This is a genomic window from Jujubicoccus corallicola, from assembly GCF_047345645.1.
Lineage (GTDB): Bacteria > Pseudomonadota > Alphaproteobacteria > Rhodobacterales > Rhodobacteraceae > JBLEFH01.
Map to the genome: position 1 here is coordinate 101705 of NZ_JBLEFH010000004.1, position 16430 is coordinate 118134.

13 protein-coding genes and 1 tRNA gene are annotated in these 16430 nt (G+C 62.1%); 4 read left to right on the forward strand and 10 right to left on the reverse strand.

Features of this window, described 5'->3' with window-relative positions; all coding sequences use genetic code 11:
* The first annotated feature begins 7 nt into the window (after positions 1-7).
* Genes ACMA5I_RS08205 through ACMA5I_RS08215 form a run of 3 tightly spaced genes read left to right on the forward strand, consistent with a single transcriptional unit; the run spans position 8 to position 3161 of the window.
* Positions 8-907 carry a dihydrodipicolinate synthase family protein gene (locus ACMA5I_RS08205; RefSeq protein ID WP_525885770.1) on the forward strand — a complete coding sequence of 300 codons (900 nt, stop codon included), beginning with the start codon at positions 8-10 and terminating at the stop codon, positions 905-907.
* Between the two features lie 11 nt (positions 908-918).
* Complete coding sequence (locus ACMA5I_RS08210; protein WP_525885771.1) at positions 919-2433, forward strand: aldehyde dehydrogenase (NADP(+)); 1515 nt, start codon at positions 919-921, stop codon at positions 2431-2433.
* A 17-nt stretch (positions 2434-2450) separates the two neighbouring features.
* A complete protein-coding gene (locus tag ACMA5I_RS08215; protein ID WP_525885772.1) occupies positions 2451-3161 on the forward strand; it encodes an RraA family protein in 711 nt (236 codons plus the stop codon).
* Positions 3162-3256: 95 nt separating this feature from the next.
* On the opposite strand, the gene ACMA5I_RS08220 is transcribed toward ACMA5I_RS08215, so the two are convergent.
* Genes ACMA5I_RS08220 through ACMA5I_RS08245 form a run of 6 tightly spaced genes read right to left on the reverse strand, consistent with a single transcriptional unit; the run spans position 3257 to position 10087 of the window.
* Positions 3257-3931 (reverse strand): response regulator transcription factor, encoded by a 675-nt coding sequence (locus ACMA5I_RS08220; RefSeq protein ID WP_525885773.1) that lies wholly within the window; start codon positions 3929-3931, stop codon positions 3257-3259.
* The gene (locus ACMA5I_RS08225; protein ID WP_525885774.1) at positions 3931-5517 is read right to left on the reverse strand and encodes a sensor histidine kinase; all 1587 of its coding nucleotides are present in this window, start codon (positions 5515-5517) and stop codon (positions 3931-3933) included. Before ACMA5I_RS08225 ends, ACMA5I_RS08220 begins: the two co-directional genes overlap by 1 nt.
* Positions 5426-7639 (reverse strand): peptidase domain-containing ABC transporter, encoded by a 2214-nt coding sequence (locus tag ACMA5I_RS08230; protein ID WP_525885775.1) that lies wholly within the window; start codon positions 7637-7639, stop codon positions 5426-5428. Before ACMA5I_RS08230 ends, ACMA5I_RS08225 begins: the two co-directional genes overlap by 92 nt.
* Positions 7636-8928 carry an HlyD family secretion protein gene (locus ACMA5I_RS08235; RefSeq protein ID WP_525885776.1) on the reverse strand — a complete coding sequence of 431 codons (1293 nt, stop codon included), beginning with the start codon at positions 8926-8928 and terminating at the stop codon, positions 7636-7638. Before ACMA5I_RS08235 ends, ACMA5I_RS08230 begins: the two co-directional genes overlap by 4 nt.
* The gene (locus ACMA5I_RS08240) at positions 8929-9879 is read right to left on the reverse strand and encodes a hypothetical protein (RefSeq protein WP_525885777.1); all 951 of its coding nucleotides are present in this window, start codon (positions 9877-9879) and stop codon (positions 8929-8931) included.
* A gap of 52 nt (positions 9880-9931) precedes the next feature.
* A complete protein-coding gene (locus ACMA5I_RS08245; protein WP_525885778.1) occupies positions 9932-10087 on the reverse strand; it encodes a hypothetical protein in 156 nt (51 codons plus the stop codon).
* A 642-nt stretch (positions 10088-10729) separates the two neighbouring features.
* Between ACMA5I_RS08245 and ACMA5I_RS08250 the strand changes: the two genes are divergently transcribed.
* The gene (locus ACMA5I_RS08250) at positions 10730-12304 is read left to right on the forward strand and encodes a hypothetical protein (RefSeq protein ID WP_525885779.1); all 1575 of its coding nucleotides are present in this window, start codon (positions 10730-10732) and stop codon (positions 12302-12304) included.
* Positions 12305-12638: 334 nt separating this feature from the next.
* On the opposite strand, the gene ACMA5I_RS08255 is transcribed toward ACMA5I_RS08250, so the two are convergent.
* The 4 genes from ACMA5I_RS08255 to ACMA5I_RS08270 form a co-directional block, all read right to left on the reverse strand.
* Positions 12639-14327 (reverse strand): calcium-binding protein, encoded by a 1689-nt coding sequence (locus ACMA5I_RS08255; RefSeq protein WP_525885780.1) that lies wholly within the window; start codon positions 14325-14327, stop codon positions 12639-12641.
* Positions 14328-14756: 429 nt separating this feature from the next.
* Positions 14757-14832, reverse strand: a tRNA-Ala gene (locus ACMA5I_RS08260).
* Positions 14833-14879: 47 nt separating this feature from the next.
* Entirely contained in the window at positions 14880-15218 is a 339-nt protein-coding gene (locus tag ACMA5I_RS08265) for a TIGR02300 family protein (protein WP_525885781.1), read from the reverse strand.
* A gap of 93 nt (positions 15219-15311) precedes the next feature.
* On the reverse strand, positions 15312-16367 hold the full coding sequence (locus tag ACMA5I_RS08270; RefSeq protein ID WP_525885782.1) for a hypothetical protein: 1056 nt from the start codon (positions 16365-16367) through the stop codon (positions 15312-15314).
* Positions 16368-16430 lie beyond the last annotated feature (63 nt).

Below are 16430 nucleotides of genomic sequence, written 5' to 3' on the forward strand. Positions count from 1 at the left end.
AGCCTCCATGACACATGATCTCGATACCGCCCTCGCGGGGATTTCCGGCATTCTCGTCACCCCTTACGGTCCCGGCGGCGATGTCGCCCCGGACCGGCTCGGCCCCATTCTCGACCGCGCCATTAACGCGGGCGTCCATATGCCCGTGGTCAATGGCAATACCGGCGAGTTCTACGCGCTGACCACGGATGAAGCCTGTCTGATGGTCGATGAAGTCGCCCGGATGATCGACGGCCGCGCGCCGCTTCTCGCCGGTGTTGGCCGCGGCATTCGCGACGCGACCCGCCTTGCCGAAGCCTCGGCCAAAGCCGGCGCGGCGGCGCTTATGATCCACCAGCCGCCCGACCCGTTCGTCGCGCCGCGCGGTACGGTGGACTATGTGAAAGCCGTGTCGGAAGCGTCGGGCGGCTTGCCCATCATGCTCTATCTGCGCAATGACGCGATTGGCGTTGATGGCATTCGCGCCCTTTGCGACGTCCCCGGCGTGCGCGGCGTCAAATGGGCAACGCCGAACCCCATGAAACTCGCCGAAGCCATGGCCGCCTGCGATCCGTCGATCACCTGGGTGGACGGTCTCGCCGAGGTCTGGGCGCCCCCCTTCTACGCCGTCGGCGCGCGCGGGTTCACCTCCGGCCTCATCAATGTCTGGCCCGAGCGATCCGTCGCGATCCACGCCGCGCTCGACAGCGGTGACTACATCGAGGCGCAGCGATTGATCTCGGAAATGCGCATATTCGAGGACATTCGCGCCGAGGAATTGAACGGCACCAATGTCACCGGCGTCAAAGCTGCGCTGCTGGCCATGGGCCGCGATTGCGGGCCGACGCGCCCGCCCTCCGCATGGCCGCTGACCACCGCACAACAAGAGAAGCTCGACGGCTTTCTCAAAGACAACAAGCTGATCTAAGGGAGATCGTTATGAGTTTCACCCCCCACGGGAAGCATTTGATTGCGGGCGACTGGGTTTCTGGCGAGAGCCGGTTTGCGTCGGAGCCGGCGCATGGGCCGAGCCATGAATTCAGCGTCGGATCAGTTGATCTGGTGAACCGGGCCTGCGAGGCGGCGGAAGAGGCGTTTTGGAGCTATGGGTACACCAGCCGCGAGGACCGCGCGGCGTTTCTTGACGCCATCGCCGATGAGATCGACGCTCGCGGCGAGGCCATCACCGAGATCGGCAGCCAGGAAACCGGCCTGCCCGAAGCGCGGCTTCAGGGCGAGCGCGGGCGCACGGTCGGCCAGCTTCGCCTCTTCGCCGAGCACATCCGCAAGGGCGACTATCTCGACCGTCGCCACGACACAGCGCTGCCGGATCGCGAACCGCTCCCGCGCCCGGATCTGCGGATGATCCAGCGCCCCATCGGGCCGGTCGCTGTCTTCGGTGCGTCGAACTTCCCGCTGGCTTTCTCGACCGCAGGCGGCGATACCGCGGCGGCGCTCGCCGCGGGTTGCCCGGTCGTGGTGAAAGGCCATTCGGCGCATCCCGGCACCGGCGAGATCGTTGCCGAAGCGATCCATGCGGCCATCCAGAAGACCAACATGCCGAAAGGCGTGTTCAGCCTCATCCAAGGCGGCAATCGCGAGGTCGGGCAAGCGCTGGTCCAACACCCGCTGATCAAGGCGGTCGGCTTCACCGGCTCGCTCGGCGGCGGACGCGCGCTCTTTGATCTCTGCGCGCAGCGTGACGAGCCGATCCCCTTCTTCGGCGAGCTCGGCTCGGTCAATCCGATGTTCGTGCTGCCTGAGGCAGCGGCGAACCGGGGGCAAGACATCGGCACCGGCTGGGCCGGATCGCTGACCATGGGCGCGGGCCAGTTCTGCACCAACCCCGGCATCGCGGTGATCGAGAAAGGTGCCGCCGGAGACGCCATCGTCTCCGCCGCCAAAACCGCGCTCAGCGAAGCCGCGCCGCAAACCATGCTGACCGACGGCATCGCCAAAGCCTATCGCGACGGTCAGGCCCGTTTCGAGGGCCGCAACAGCGTGACCCCGCTGCTCTCAACCGAAAGCCAAGGCCGCGACGCCAGCCCGAACCTCTACGAGACCGACGCGGAAACCTATCTGCAGGACCACGCCCTTGGCGAAGAGGTGTTCGGCCCGCTCGGCCTCGTGATCCGGGTCAGCGGCGTTGACGAGATGGCCACGCTGGCGAAGGGCTTCGAGGGCCAACTCACCGCCACGCTCCACATGGACGACGGCGACGCCGACGCCGCCCGCCGCCTGCTCCCGATCCTCGAGCGCAAGGCAGGCCGGGTGCTGGCCAACGGCTTCCCGACCGGTGTGGAAGTCGCCGACGCGATGGTCCATGGCGGCCCCTACCCGGCGAGCACAAACTTCGGCGCAACCTCAGTCGGCACGCTCTCCATCCGCAGGTTCCTGCGCCCGGTCAGCTATCAGAATATCCCGAAAGACGTGCTGCCGGTGGATCTTAAATAATACAGGAGGACATGCAAATGAATGAAAACACACGCGAAAAACTCATGAACGTGTCGGTGGCGACCCTCGCCACCGCGCTCTACAAACGCGGCCTGCGCCATCAGGTGATCCAAGGTGTTCACCCGGTCGGTTGGAAGGGCCAAAACATGGTCGGCCCCGCCTTCACGCTGCGCTATATGCCCGCCCGCGAAGACCGTAACCCCTTGACGGAATTCCGCAATCCCGAGCATCCGCAGCGCGTTGCCATCGAGACCTGCCCCGAAGGCCATGTCCTCGTGATGGACAGCCGCAAACAGGCCGAGGCCGCGTCTGCGGGCGACATCCTCATCACGCGCCTCATGAAACGCGGCGGCGCAGGCGTGGTCACCGATGGCGGTTTCCGCGACGCAGCGACCATCGCTGAGCTGGATATCCCTGCCTATCACACGCGTCCGTCAAGCCCGACCAACTTGACCAATAATGAAGCCATCGCGATCAACGAGCCGATCGGCTGCGGCGACGCGCCGGTCTTTCCGGGCGATGTAATTGTGGGCGACGCGGATTGCGTCATCGTCATCCCGGCCCACATCGCCGATGAAGTCGCCGACGAAGCCGTCGAAATGACCGCCTACGAGGATTTCGTGGTCGAGCGCGTAAAGGACGGCGAAAGCATCATCGGCCTCTACCCCTGCACCAAGGACGAGCATCAGGACGCATTCAAAGCCTGGCGCGCGAAAAACGGGCGGTGACGCTGAAGCCGAGCCAGAAACGGCTCGGCTCTTCAATCACTAACAATGTTCGCAAGTTGAAAGACGGCCGAAGGGAAGTCGAAAGCCTACCCTTCTCACTCCGCCAGCCTATACCCCGCCCCTCTCACCGTATGGATTAGCGGCACCTCTTCCGGGCCGTCGATTTTGGCGCGGAGGTAGCGGACGTAGACGTCGACCACGTTGGAGCCGGGGTCGAAGCCGTAACCCCAGTTGTTGTTGAGGATTTGCGCGCGGCTCAGGACGGCGCCGCTGTGTTCCATCAGGTAGCGCAGGAGGCCGAATTCCTTGGGGGTCAGTTCCAGAACACGGCCGCCACGGCTCACCTGGCGGGTCGTCGGATCGAGGATGAGGTCGGCGACTTGCAGCACCGGGTCGAAACGCACGTCGGAGGCGCGGCGGAGGAGCGCTTCGATGCGGGCGATCAGCTCGTCAAAGGCGAAGGGTTTGGTGAGGTAGTCGTCCGCCCCCGCATTCAGGCCCTCGATTTTCTCGTCGAGCGCGTCCCGTGCGGTGAGCATCAGGACACGCGCCGGGATGCTTTCGCTGCGCATCTGTTTGCAGATCATCACGCCGTCGAAATCCGGGAGCATCCGGTCGAGAATGACCAGCGCGTAGTCGGACTGACGCATCATCGCCATGGCGCTTTTGCCGTCTCCGGCGATGTCTATCGTGTGGCCCTCGGCCTTGAGGCCCCGGCTCACGAAACTGCCGATGCGGGCGTCATCTTCAACGAGCAGGATCTTGGCCATCATGCCTCTCCGCAGAGCAAGGGAAGGTAAATGCGCAACTCGGTCTCGTGGTCTGCGCTGGACATTTCGATCCGTCCGCGATGGCCCTCGACGATCCATTTCGCGATGGAAAGGCCAAGTCCGGTGCCGGAGCGGCCTGCGCTGGAGGTTTGGCGCGCGCGGTAGAAGCGACTGAAGACGAAGGGCAGCTCCGCTGCGGGGATCTCGGGGCCGGTGTTCGAGACGGTGAAACAGGCGGTGTCACCGTCGCAGGAAAGCCGGACGCGCACGGTCGAGCCGGGGTCGCCATATTTGAGCGCGTTGTCGAGGGCGATCAGCATGGCTTGCGAGAGCCGGCCCGCGTCGCCTTCGGTGCGGCAGGAGGTGTCAGGCAGGTCCGCGTCTATCCGCATGTCGTTTTCTTCGGCCAGAATGGCGGCGTCGGAAAGGGCGATTTCGAAAACGCCGTGCAGATCGAGGGGCTGCATGTCGAAGCGGATGGCGTCGACTTCGGCGCGGGCGAGGAAGAGCAGATCTTCCACCAGCCGGGTCATTTGCTGGCAAAGCTGGACGATCCGCTCCAGCGTGTCGCGATGCTCCTCGACCGATCGGCTTTCTCCGCGCAGCGTGATTTCCGCCTCGCCGCGCAGCACCGTGAGCGGGGTGCGCAACTCGTGGCCAATATCGGCGAGAAAGAGCATCCGCATATGGTCGAGTTTCTGTAGCCGGGCATTGGCTTCTTCGAGCTCGCCCGTGCGGCGGCTGACCTCGCCTTCAAGCGCGGCTTTCACGCCGAGCAGATCCGCCCGCTGCGCCTCTAAGCGCGAGGCGGCGTTGTTGAGTTCCGCCGAGAGCGCGGCAAACTCATCGCTCCGTTGATAGTCGAGCCGGTAACCCAGATTGCCTTCGCCGATCTCGCGGGCGGCCTCTTCGAGCGCCGCGATTGGCCGGGTCAGCGCGCGGGCCAGAAATACCGCCCCCATGGCGGAGATGCTGAAGGCCATGATGATCACGATGGTGATGAGACGTTCCAATTCCCCTTCAAGGCGGTTGGTCCGGCTCTGATAGCTGCGAAGCTCGGCCTCTTCATCCGCAATCGCATCGCTGATATAGCCCTCCAGCGTCGTGTCGAGACTTTCCTCGATCTCCTCGCGAAAGATCTGGATCGCCTCCTCCTGACGGCCCTGATCGCGGAGCCGCAGGAGGCGCTGCGTTTGCAGGTCAATATCCTGATAAAGCGAGCGCATCGTTTCGACGCGGGCAATCTCGGTCGCTTCCGTCGCCTGTTCCTCCGGCTCCACGATAAAGGCGACTTCGGCCTGAATGAGGTCTTCGAGCCGGTCGAGACTGCTCTCCAGCGAGCCACGCGCGTCGTAGAAATCGGACAGTTCGGTGCGGCCCAGAAGCAGCAATTCCGCCACATTTTCGGAATAGCGGTTCATCGCCGCGGACATGCGGATCACGCTGTCGAGCTGCGCCCCCGCCGAGCGATTGCGATCGAAATAGTAGTCGATCCTATCGACATAATACCACGTGACCGCTCCCACGCTGAGAAGCATGGCCGTGATCATGATCTGAAAGCTGATGATCTTCAGGCGGATCGTCATGGGTTTCGCTGGCCTCCTGCAAGTCGTCCGACTGGATCTCTCCATCCGCAAATGTGATCACACGGCCCGAGGCGCGGATGGTCTCGGGACGGTGCGCCACCACGATACGGGTCGGGGCGAGTTGAGCAAGCGCGCTGTTGACGGCGCTCTCGCGCGCCACGTCGAGATGGCTGGTCGCTTCATCGAGAAGCAGCAGACCCGGCGCGCGGTAAATCGCGCGGGCCAGAAGGACGCGCTGTTTCTGCCCGCCCGACAGCACCGTGCCCATATCGCCGATCAGCGTGCCATAGCCCATGGGCATCGCCATGATGTCGTCATGCACGGCCGCCAGCTTGGCGCAGTGCTCGATCCGGTCCTGATCGCTGGTCGCGGCGAAGAAGGAGATATTGTCCGCGATGGACCCGGCAAAGAGCGTATCGTCCTGCATGACCACGCCGATCATGCTGCGCCAGCGGTCCGGGCCAAGCCGCGCGAGCGGCTCACCGTTGATCAGGATCTTGCCCTCGGTTGGCTCCAAAAGCCCCGCCATGAGTTTGAGAAGCGTGGTCTTACCGCAGCCGGACGGACCAGCAAGCGAGACCCATTCGCCCGGCTCCACGCGGAAGCTGAGATTGCGCAGCACCAGCGGGTCGTTCGGGCTGTAGCGGAAGGACACATTCTGCACGTCGAGCGCCACGGGGCTGACCGGCGCAAGCAGGCGCGGTTCGCTCTTCGGCTCGGGCCGGGTCAGCGCGATATCGGCGAGACGTTCGGCATGGAGGCCGAGCATGCGCAGCTCAACCAGCATGTCGATCAGCCCGCTGATCCGCCGCAGGAACATGTCCTTATAGGCGAGGAACGCGACCAGCAGGCCGACCGAGAAGCTGTTCGCCAAGATCATCCGCGCCGCGAGATAGACGATGCCGATGGTCAGCAGGCCGAGCAGAAGCAGATTCGCCGTTTTGAACAGCAAATTCAGGCGCTGCGTGATGAGCTCGCGGTTCACCGTCTCGACCAGAAGGTTGAGCCAGCGGGTCCGCCGATCATTCTGCCCGCCCATCAGTTTGATGGTTTTCATCCCGCGCAGGCTTTCGAGGAAATGGCTGTCGCCGCGCGCCTCCCAGATGATCGCTTCCGCCGAGGCCTGGCGCAGCGGCGCGTAGGACACCCAGCGGAGCAGGCCGTAAAGCACCGCGCCGCCCAAGGCGACCAGCGCCAGTGTAGGCGCGAGGATGAACATCAGCGCGAGGGTCAGCACGCACATCACCCCGTCGAGGATCGCCACCACGAGATCGCGCGTCAGGGTTTGCAGGATCGTGTCCTGCGAGTCGAAGCGTGACATGATGTCTGCGACGTGGCGGGATTCGAAATAACTGGCGGGCAGGTTCAGCAAATGGCTGAAAAGATTGGTCCGCGCCTGCACTTTGAGCGATGCGCCGAGGGTGATCAGCATCCAGCCGCGCAGCGCCGTGACCATGGTTTGCAGGAACAGCAGCAGCGTGAAGGCGATCACCAGCGTCAGCAGCAAACTGCGGTCGGCGGAGACGATGGCGTTGTCGATGGTCAAGCTGAGAAACAGCGGCGCGATGAGGGCGAACACCTCGATCACGAGCGCGATCAGCAATAGGTGACCGAGCGTGCGCCGCAACCCGACGATATGGCCGAGAAGCGCGCGGATGCGGACGCGTGGCGGTGCCTCATTGGGCTCGAACCCGCCGGTCGGGGTCAGTTCCAATGCGACGCCCGTGAAATGGCGCGACGCTTCGGTCATGGAGAGGCGACGCACCCCATCCGCCGGGTCGTGGATGGTGACGCTGTTCCGCCCGACCGCTTTCAGCACAACGAAATGGTTGAGGTCCCAATGCAGGATCGCGGGGGTCTTGAGCAGATGCAGCTCATCCAGTTCCAGCCGCAGGGGACGCGAGGCCATGCCGATATGGTCCGCCACATCCATGACATCCTTGAGAGTCGCCCCCTTGAGCGAGAACCCGTAGCGGCGGCGCAGTTCCGCCGGGTCCGTCGAACGCCGGTGATAGCCCGCCACCATGGCGAGCGAGGCGAGGCCACATTCCGCCGCTTCGGTTTGCAGGATCATCGGCAGCTTGCGCCGCCATCCGAATTGGAGACCTGATGTGACGCTCATGCCGGCCGCTCCCCTTTGAGCGAATAGAGCGGGTCCAGCACCCACCGCCACAAGCGCCGCGTTTCGATCTGGATATCCGCTTGCAGGGTCATGCCCGGTTGAAGCGGCGTGTCGCGCCCATAGGCGGTGGCGCTTTGCGCGTCGAGATCGACGGTGATGCGGTAAACCGGCTGACCGTTTGTGCCAAGCGCCGTCACCGCGCCGGTTGCGCTCGCCGCTTCGGCGAGTTCCCCCGGCCCCACCGTCGCGCGGGAGAGATCGCGGACAACGCCTTCATATCGCCCGAATTTCTGATGCGGATAAGCGTCATAGCGGATCAGCACACGCTGCCCCGGCTCGATAAACCCAATGTCGCGGCTCGGTCCGTAAAGTTGCGCCTGAAGCGCTGTGCCTTCGGGGATCAGCGTCATCAGCGCCGCCGAACCGTCCACCGCATCACCCGCCGCCGCGCGAAGCGCCGTCACGGTGCCGGGGCGCGGCGCGGTCACGACGGTTTCCAGCGCCGCTTCCGCCTCCGCCAGTTCCTGCTCGATCTGCGCAATGGCGCGATCAATCTCCGCCAGTTGCAGCTCTTCGCGAAGCGGGTGCTCGGCCATCTCCGCCTCGAGTTCGACCTGCGTGCGATTGACGCTGGCCCGCGTGCGCTCCAGCGTTTGCAGCGCCAGCGCCTGCTCAAACGCCGACTCTTCAGCCGCTTGCAGATCATCCCGCGTCGCCAAACCCCGCCCATGCAAGCCGCGCAGCCGCTCCGCCGACGCCTCCGCCAACGTCACCCGCTCACGTTGAAGCGCAAACTCCGCGTCGAGACTGGCCGCCTCCGCTTCCAGAACCGCGAGCCGCGCCTGCTGCGAGTCCGCCTGACGGGTGAACAAGGCGCTCTGGCTCTCGCGCTCCGCCACAAGGCTGGCCCGCCGGGAGCCAAGCGCCCGCAACACCTCTTTGCGCGTCTCGCCGGTCCCGCTGCGCTGCTCGCTCGACAGCACGGCCATCACCTCGCCCGCCTGCACGGTCTGACCCTCCTGCACGGCGATCCGCGTGAGCACACCCGTCTGCGGCGCGACCACCTGCAACAGCCCCTGCTGCGGCGTCAGCCAGCCCGACAGCCGCACCTTGCGCGTATATTCGCCAAAGGAAATCAACGCGATGAGGCCGCACACAATCAGCGCGGCGACCACCGTCAGCACCATATGCGAGACGCGCGGCACGAGCAGCACGGAGCCGAGCCAGCGATCCTGCTGCTCTGCCATGGCCTCGGGCCGGAACAATTGTGAGGGCGCGTCTTTGTTCACCTATAAATCTTCCACATCAATCTCGTTCACGGAAAAGCTGACCTCGATCATCTTGCGCTTGCGCTTCACCGGCAGGACGATGCTGAGTTCGGGATCAAAGAAATCTTTGAGAAGCGGCGGCCGGTTCGAGCGGAAATAGAAGGCCGGATCGTCCACCACCGACGGCGCGGCGACGAGGTCCAGCTCATCGCGGCGGCTCACCGTCTGCACGATCACCGGCGCGCGCTTGATCCCCGCCATGCGCAGCGCCGTGGCGCGGTGATAGCCATTATGCAGCACGATCCGCTTGCCCCAACGAATGCCGCTGAGGAAGTTCGACCCATGCCCGACAATGATGCCGACAACCCCCGCCACCGGCCCGCAGCGCTTCAGATCACTGATCTGCTCGGGCCGCAAAACCGTCGTCTCGTGATAGCGTAAATCGCTGGAATCAGACAAAAACGCATAGCGATCGCGACCCAAACGACGACATTCAACCGGCGCATCCCGGCGCTCCAGCGGCTGACAGAAGTGGAAGAGCTCGGCGCCCGTCATCTCGCTGTCGAGCCCGGCGGCCAGATCTTGCACAAAGGGCAGCGTCACATGGCGCTGGCTCACGACGATCCGGTCCAGTTCGACCATCTCAATCGTCGTCGGCACGCGGTCAAAGGTGTCGCGGTAAAAATCCTGCTGCTGCAAATCCTCGGCCAAGGACCGCATCTCTTTCGGCAGCTTGCGGGAGCGGATTTTATCGGCCAGCCCCGCCTCATCCTCTTCCAGATCCGCCAGATAATCATTGGCCGCGCGCCACTGTGCGATGATCTCGTCGCGGCGCTGCGGCGCGTGCGCGACATCCTGCTTCGCCACATCGAGATAATCCGTCAAAGACGGCTGGCCCAGCAGCCAAAGCTCGTCGCGCGAGGCCGTGGATTGACCAGCCTCCGCTATCGGATCTGCAAGTTCAAAAGGCATAGGACCTCACCCAAAAGGCCCCGAAGCCAAGAGGCTTCGGGAAGGTTTCACATCAGCTATTGCTGTTGCTGCGACCCCGGCTCCGCGACGCGCCGCTGTTGCTCGCATTGCGGCGACGTGCCCGACGCCGACGACGCAGACGGCGACGACGCCCCCGGCCACCCGCGCCATAAACCTGCTCAAGCTCCATCTCATCAAGATCACGCATTTCGTACTCCTTGGTTCACGCAGACCATTCTGCTGTGACCCCAGAGTTACGCCGATCCCCGCACGGACCAAGCGTGGCGACCCCGATCACCCCGTTTCTTCGAAAATTTTAATGTTGCTCTTTGCACGGTTTAATTTTCGGCTCACGGGGGCGTGAGAAATAGGCGATTTGGCTTTTCCGTGAGTCTTTAAAAGCAACTTTCAAAGCGTTCGCAGCGGGTTATCAAAAGCAAAATATTGCCGGCTTTTCGGCGGCAATTTGCGCGGGCATTTTTCCTTAACCGTCCAGTCACCACTTTTTAGAAAGTATGAATAGCGCGATTGAGGTGCCTTTAACCTTACCGGCGGTATTTCGCGCCAACCGATAGAAGACGCGCCGATGCGGCTCGCATGGCGGCTTCCCCGTTTATCGGGAAACGACTGCGAAACAGTGTCGGAGGGTCGCCACACGATCAGGAATTGCTAACGGCTATCACGTATCTCAGCGATACGTGCTCAATGAAGAGGAAGCCGTCAGAGGCACGCCGCAGTCCAACCAAAAATCCGATGCACGGACACCATAACCCGCACGCGCTCCCGCAGTGCGCTCTGTCCGTGCGTTCTTTTCACCCCAGCCACAAACACCAAATCGAGGCAGAAACCTATGTGGACTCAGGATCGGGAAACCTTTCTCGGCACCCAATTCGACGTGAATATTTACGCAAATGATCAGGACAGTGACGGGCTGCTTTTCGTCCATCACGGCAGCAGTCGCACGCTCTACAAATCAGGGAGCGAGAGCATTGCTGACAGCCAGAACCTGTCGGTCTATGCCCCTGTTTTCTCTGAAGATGACTTCAACAGCCGCGGGTATCAGCGCGGCGGCGTCACGGACCGGTCCGGCGATGTCCTGCCGGAGGCTGAATGGACGACGCGATTTGAGGAGCCGATGCTCGATTGGGCGCGAGACCAGCATGACGCGGACACGCCGGTCTATCTCTTCGGGCATTCCGGCGGCGGCCAATATCTCAGCCGCCTCGCGGCCTATGAGGGCGTTCCGGACTATGTCGAGCGCATCGTGATCGCGAATCCGTCGACCTGGGTCATGCCCTCGCTCTCCGAAGATGCGCCCTATGGGTTTGACGGTCTCGGAACGCCGGAGGAAGAGCTGGCGGCGCTGGAGGCGTATCTTGCCCAGCCGATCACCATTTATCTCGGGAGCGAGGACACCGATTCAAATGATCCGTCGCTCTCGACGTCGCGTCCGGCCATGCGGCAGGGCGACAACCGGTTTGAGCGCGGCATGAACGTGTTTGAAACCGGCGAGGATGTTGCCGAGGCCCATGGGTGGGAGTTCAACTGGGAGTTGGTGATCGCCGAGGGCGTGGGTCACAGCGGCTCCGCCATGCTGCGCGCGCCCGAAATGGCCGATGCGCTCGCGCCGGTTGAGGACAGTGCCGTGGCCACAACGAGCGTTGACAGTGGGGCTGGCACCGATCTTGCGGATCGCCTTTTCGGCACGGATGGCGACGACACGCTTGATGGCAAGGATGGCGATGACGCCCTTCACGGCGGCGACGGTGACGACGTGCTTATGGGCGGCGCTGGCGCGGATCAACTGGATGGTGGAGACGGGACTGACCGCGCGGATTATCGCGGTGCGGACGCAGGTGTTTTCGTGGATCTGAGAGATGCCGGGCGCAATACGGGCATCGCCGAAGGCGACCGCTATGCGAGCGTCGAAAACCTGTCCGGCTCGGATTATGACGACGTTCTCTGCGGTGATAGCGGTAAGAACGCCCTCGCGGGCGCAGATGGACATGACAGGCTTTGGGGGCGCGGCGGGAGTGACACCCTGTCGGGCGGCGCAGGGAACGACCGGCTCTGGGGCCAAGGCGGCCATGACAAGCTCTATGGCGGCGACGGGAGTGACCGCCTGTCCGGCAACTATGGCCATGACACGCTATCGGGGCAGGCCGGAAACGACCGGCTGGCGGGCGGACACGGTGCCGACACCTTCGTTTTCGCACATGGGTATGACCGGGACGTGATCCTTGATTTCGCCGATGATGTCGACACGCTCCGGCTGGCGAATTTCGGTGTCGATAACTTTTCCGAGGCGCAAGACTACGCGACCGAGAGCCGGGGTGATGTGATCTTCGATTTCGGCGGGGGCGACATGCTGACGGTGCGCGATATGACCATCGGCGAGTTGGCGGATGATATGGTGTTCGCTTGACGGTGGTTTTTAGGGGGCAGCTTCGGGAAAGACGCTGCCTTCACTGCTCAGTAGAACGGCCTAAACATGAATGATTGTGAAGGCGTAGGGCATCTTCGAGACTGTCGACCGGCTCCTAGTTCATAGGAGCGACAGAAAGGGCGGACGTATCGCCAAAAAAAATGGCTTCGGCAGACTCCGGTTTGCTGAAGCATTGAGAAGCCAATAGCATTGGCGCTTCCGCTATCACCCCACTTTCGCGCGCTTCGGAAACATAGGCGCACGGCAAAAAGCGTGGCCTGAGTTGCGTTGTGGCACGGGGTCTGCGCAAACCAGCGCCCAGACCACCACCACCTCACAAAATATCCAGAAACCCCAGTTCGGTAATCCCGCGCAACTCGACTTCGAAATCGGGTCGCGCGTCGCCCGTCACATCGGCGCGGATGATGATGTGGTCGTCGTAGACGGTGTACCACGCGCTATACGCGCCGCGGCTCTCTTCGTTCACCGTATCGAAACGCTGGTGGCCATTCTGGTTCGCATTGGCGTCGAGCTCGTAAAGGATGATCGTGTCATAATTGGTCTGGAAATTCTCGATCACATCGCGGTTCCGCGCGCCGGGGCGGCTGTCGCTGGCCTTGTAAAAATAGAAGTCATCGTCAGATTCCGCGGTGCTCGCGATCATCATGTCGCGCCCTTGCCCGCCGTTGAATTTCTGCGTGCCGCGACCGCCATAAAGGACGTCATTGCCAGCACCGCCGTTCAGGATATCGCTGCCATCACCGGCGGCGAGGCGATCATTCCCGGCACCGCCGTTGAGCGTGTCGTTGCCGGCTCCACCTGAGAGACGGTCATTTCCGTCGCCACCGAGCAATACGTCAGAGCCCGATCCGCCGAGCAGTCGATCAGCGCCAAAATGACCGATCAGCCGATCCGCGCCGCCATCGCCGTAAAGCGAGTCATTTCCCGCCTCGCCGAAGAGCCGGTCGTCGTGAAGGCCGCCCCAAAGCTGGTCGCCATCCGCGCCGCCGCGCAGGGTATCTTGTTGCGATCCGCCCCAGAGACGGTCCTTCCCCTTGCCGCCGCTCAGCGCGTCGTTCCCACGGCCGCCTCGGATCACGTCGTCACCATCCGCGCCGATGCCGCGATCCCGGCCATCGCCGCCGTCGATGACATCATTGCCCGCGCCGCCGTTCAGCGTGTCGTCGCCGCCATCGCCGGTCAGCCGGTCATGGCCCGCGCCTCCGGCGAGCACATCCTCGCCCCCGCCGCCGCGCAGCAGATCATTGCCGAACCCGCCGATCAGCCTGTCCGCGCCAGCGCCGCCATAAAGCTCATCGTTATGGTTGCCGCCGAACAAACGATCCGCGCCGCCGTCACCTGTCAGCTTGTCCCGCCCGTTGCCGCCAACGATAACGTCATTGCCGCCCTTGCCGCGAAACACGTCATGACCGTTGTTCATCTCGACCACATCGGCATAGTTCGTTCCCGCGACCCGGTTGTCGCCATGGCTGTAATTGCGCGCGCTCACCACGTATTTCGCCGAGATCGTGGCGATCGCCGTGTCGGTCGTGATCTGCGGATCGGATAGGGTCAGGCTACCGCTTTGGACCGTGTGCTCGCCATTAAAGCTGACGGTCGCGGTAAAGCCGTTGTTGATCTGGTTGCTGTTGAGCCCCATTGCTTTGGACTTGGCGCTGCCGTGGACCAGCGGGTAGCCCATAAACCCGAGATAATAGGGGTCGAAAATCGGATAGATATCCGTCGCCGCGTCCGAAAGCGCGACCACATTCGAAAACGGCGCGCGATTGCCGGGGGTGAAGCGCGCATTCATCTGCGAACTCATCGTCGTCACCGTGTAGCCGCCGACATAATTCGGCACGGTGGCCGTGGCCAGAAACTCAATCTGCAACTGCGCCGAGGCGGAAACCGGGCTCCCCAGCCCTTTCCAGCCGGGCAGCGACAGCGATCCCCGCGTTGTCCCGCCGCCGTCCAACGGACCCATCACACTGTTGCTGCTCACCGTTGTCGAATATCTGCCCACCTGGTCCTCCGGGTTTGAAATGCTGCGCCGCCTGATATCTTGCGAAAGCTACCTCACTCTTGTGACATAGCTTTGGCAGATCCAGCGAGTGATTATTAGCGGATCAGAAAAAGCGGAATTTTGCTGATTATATGGGCTCAACAAGGCTCGCCCAGTTGAACGGCTTGATCATGAGAAAAGTGGGTAGGAGGTTCCGGCGCGAGCGGCGAAGTATAGAAGCTGTCAGAGCGCGGCGTGGAATAGCACAAATTGCCAATTATGGCTGGTCGCGACTTAATGGTCGAAACGGGATGCAGGCATCCAATCTATAGAGGTCGAAGATAAAGTTTATGGTTGGATCGAACGAGCCTAAAGCCCCCCAATCCTCAACAAAAACGCAAATCCTACTGCCAAAAAGGCAGATCTTTGGTGTGCGGATCAAGGGGGAATTGGTGGAGCCAAGGGGAGTCGAACCCCTGACCTCTTGCATGCCATGCAAGCGCTCTCCCAACTGAGCTATGGCCCCTTGCCGCAGATCTCTACTGCCCCCGGAGGGGCAGTTCAAGCGGAAAATCAGTCGTCGTCGCCGTCGCTGCTGTTCTCTTTCAGCTCATCGAGGGAAACGGTGTCGTCATCGTCGTCGTCAAGCACGTCGTCATCGTCGATCGAGACGTCATCATCGTCGTCATCCAGCAGATCATCACCGAGATCTTCGTCTTCTTCCTCGGTGGCCGCTTTGCGGGACTTCTTCGATTCGGTCGCAAAGGACGATTTGCCCTTCGGCGCGTCAAAACTCTCAACAGTGAATTCGCCGCCGCATTTCGGGCAGGTCATCGGATCGTTCATCAGGTCGTAAAACCGTGCCGCGCAGCTCGGGCAAACGCGCTTTGTCCCCCACTCGGGTTCAGCCATGGTTATTCCTCCTGCAAATGGCGGATGGGTTGATCGGCGTCCCGTGCCATGCAGAGCCGCCATTGTCAAAGCCTTTGTCGCGTTTTGGTGGCGTTATGGCAACTGCGACTTGGCTTCATCGGCGGTCACGGCGCTGTCGATCACATCGGCGACATCGTTGAAAGCGCCCGCAATCAACGGACCTTTGGCTGCGCTCTGCGCTGCCAATGAGCGAAGCCTGTCCGCTTCCTTCGGATTAAGGGGAACTTCGGCAGATGCGGGGAGAAGAAGCGCCGCATAATGATCGAGTATCGCTGGGGCACTAAGTGCGCTGCTCGCCGGTTGCCCTGCGATCTTCATTAACTCACCGTAGCCTCGATTTACTCTCTCAATGCGCTGCAAGAATGGCTCAGGATCTTCGAACTCTGTTATCGTCAGGCGATCATAGGTCAGATCAGCCGGGCGCTCCTTATTCAAACGAATGATCTCAAGTTTCGCCAAATCCTGCGCTTCGTTGACGAGCGGCAAGTCTGCAGACGGTCGGTGGGAACAGCCAACGGCCTCCAAAAAGCCTGAAATATGGGCTGTCCCCACAGCACCGTAAGGGCGCAGGATCATATTCTGGCGACCAAAAATCTGCGCGAAGTGGTGGTAGATTCCTCTTTGGCCTAGAAATGACTGAACAACGTTCATGAAAAAGGTGGGAAAATTCCGCGTCGGCCGACTTCCCTTGTTCACTTGATTATACCACGACTTGAGAAGCGACAGCGGTTCACGGAAATAGAAAACGATTTTCACGTCGTATCCAGACAACCGCGCTTTCAGATCCGCTACTGCCGCTTCAGGATCGCGGCGCATCGCAAGCTGCACGAATTCTTCGCTGGAAATAATGATGTTCTGCTCGGGCGCCGCCTCAATTTCCCTTAAAATCTGTGCATAGGGCTCATCCGTCGGGATTTTGGCACCATACCAAGCCGGGGGGATAAACCCATGATCGCGCCCAAGAGTTAAGGCAAGATGGCCATGCGTGGTCGGACTATTGTTGGGCCGTGCCGAAGATGGATAGAGATATCCGACTTCGCGCAATGCATCCGCATGTTCGTGACAATAAGCCTGAATGGCCGTCGAACCGGTCTTGTAATGACCAATGTGGAGATAGATCGTTTTCAAGGCGCTGCTCGTTAATGATTTTGACCTGCAATATCGGCTGACGTCCTTGGGCGTCAACCCATG

What these genes read in the sequence shown, in the direction of transcription:
- ACMA5I_RS08205 (WP_525885770.1), top strand. Translation starts at nt 8, where the DNA reads ATGACACATGATCTCGATACCGCCCTCGCGGGGATTTCCGGCATTCTC.
- ACMA5I_RS08210 (WP_525885771.1), top strand. Translation starts at nt 919, where the DNA reads ATGAGTTTCACCCCCCACGGGAAGCATTTGATTGCGGGCGACTGGGTT.
- ACMA5I_RS08215 (WP_525885772.1), top strand. Translation starts at nt 2,451, where the DNA reads ATGAATGAAAACACACGCGAAAAACTCATGAACGTGTCGGTGGCGACC.
- ACMA5I_RS08220 (WP_525885773.1), bottom strand. Translation starts at nt 3,931, where the DNA reads ATGGCCAAGATCCTGCTCGTTGAAGATGACGCCCGCATCGGCAGTTTC.
- ACMA5I_RS08225 (WP_525885774.1), bottom strand. Translation starts at nt 5,517, where the DNA reads ATGACGATCCGCCTGAAGATCATCAGCTTTCAGATCATGATCACGGCC.
- ACMA5I_RS08230 (WP_525885775.1), bottom strand. Translation starts at nt 7,639, where the DNA reads ATGAGCGTCACATCAGGTCTCCAATTCGGATGGCGGCGCAAGCTGCCG.
- ACMA5I_RS08240 (WP_525885777.1), bottom strand. Translation starts at nt 9,879, where the DNA reads ATGCCTTTTGAACTTGCAGATCCGATAGCGGAGGCTGGTCAATCCACG.
- ACMA5I_RS08245 (WP_525885778.1), bottom strand. Translation starts at nt 10,087, where the DNA reads ATGCGTGATCTTGATGAGATGGAGCTTGAGCAGGTTTATGGCGCGGGT.
- ACMA5I_RS08250 (WP_525885779.1), top strand. Translation starts at nt 10,730, where the DNA reads ATGTGGACTCAGGATCGGGAAACCTTTCTCGGCACCCAATTCGACGTG.
- ACMA5I_RS08265 (WP_525885781.1), bottom strand. Translation starts at nt 15,218, where the DNA reads ATGGCTGAACCCGAGTGGGGGACAAAGCGCGTTTGCCCGAGCTGCGCG.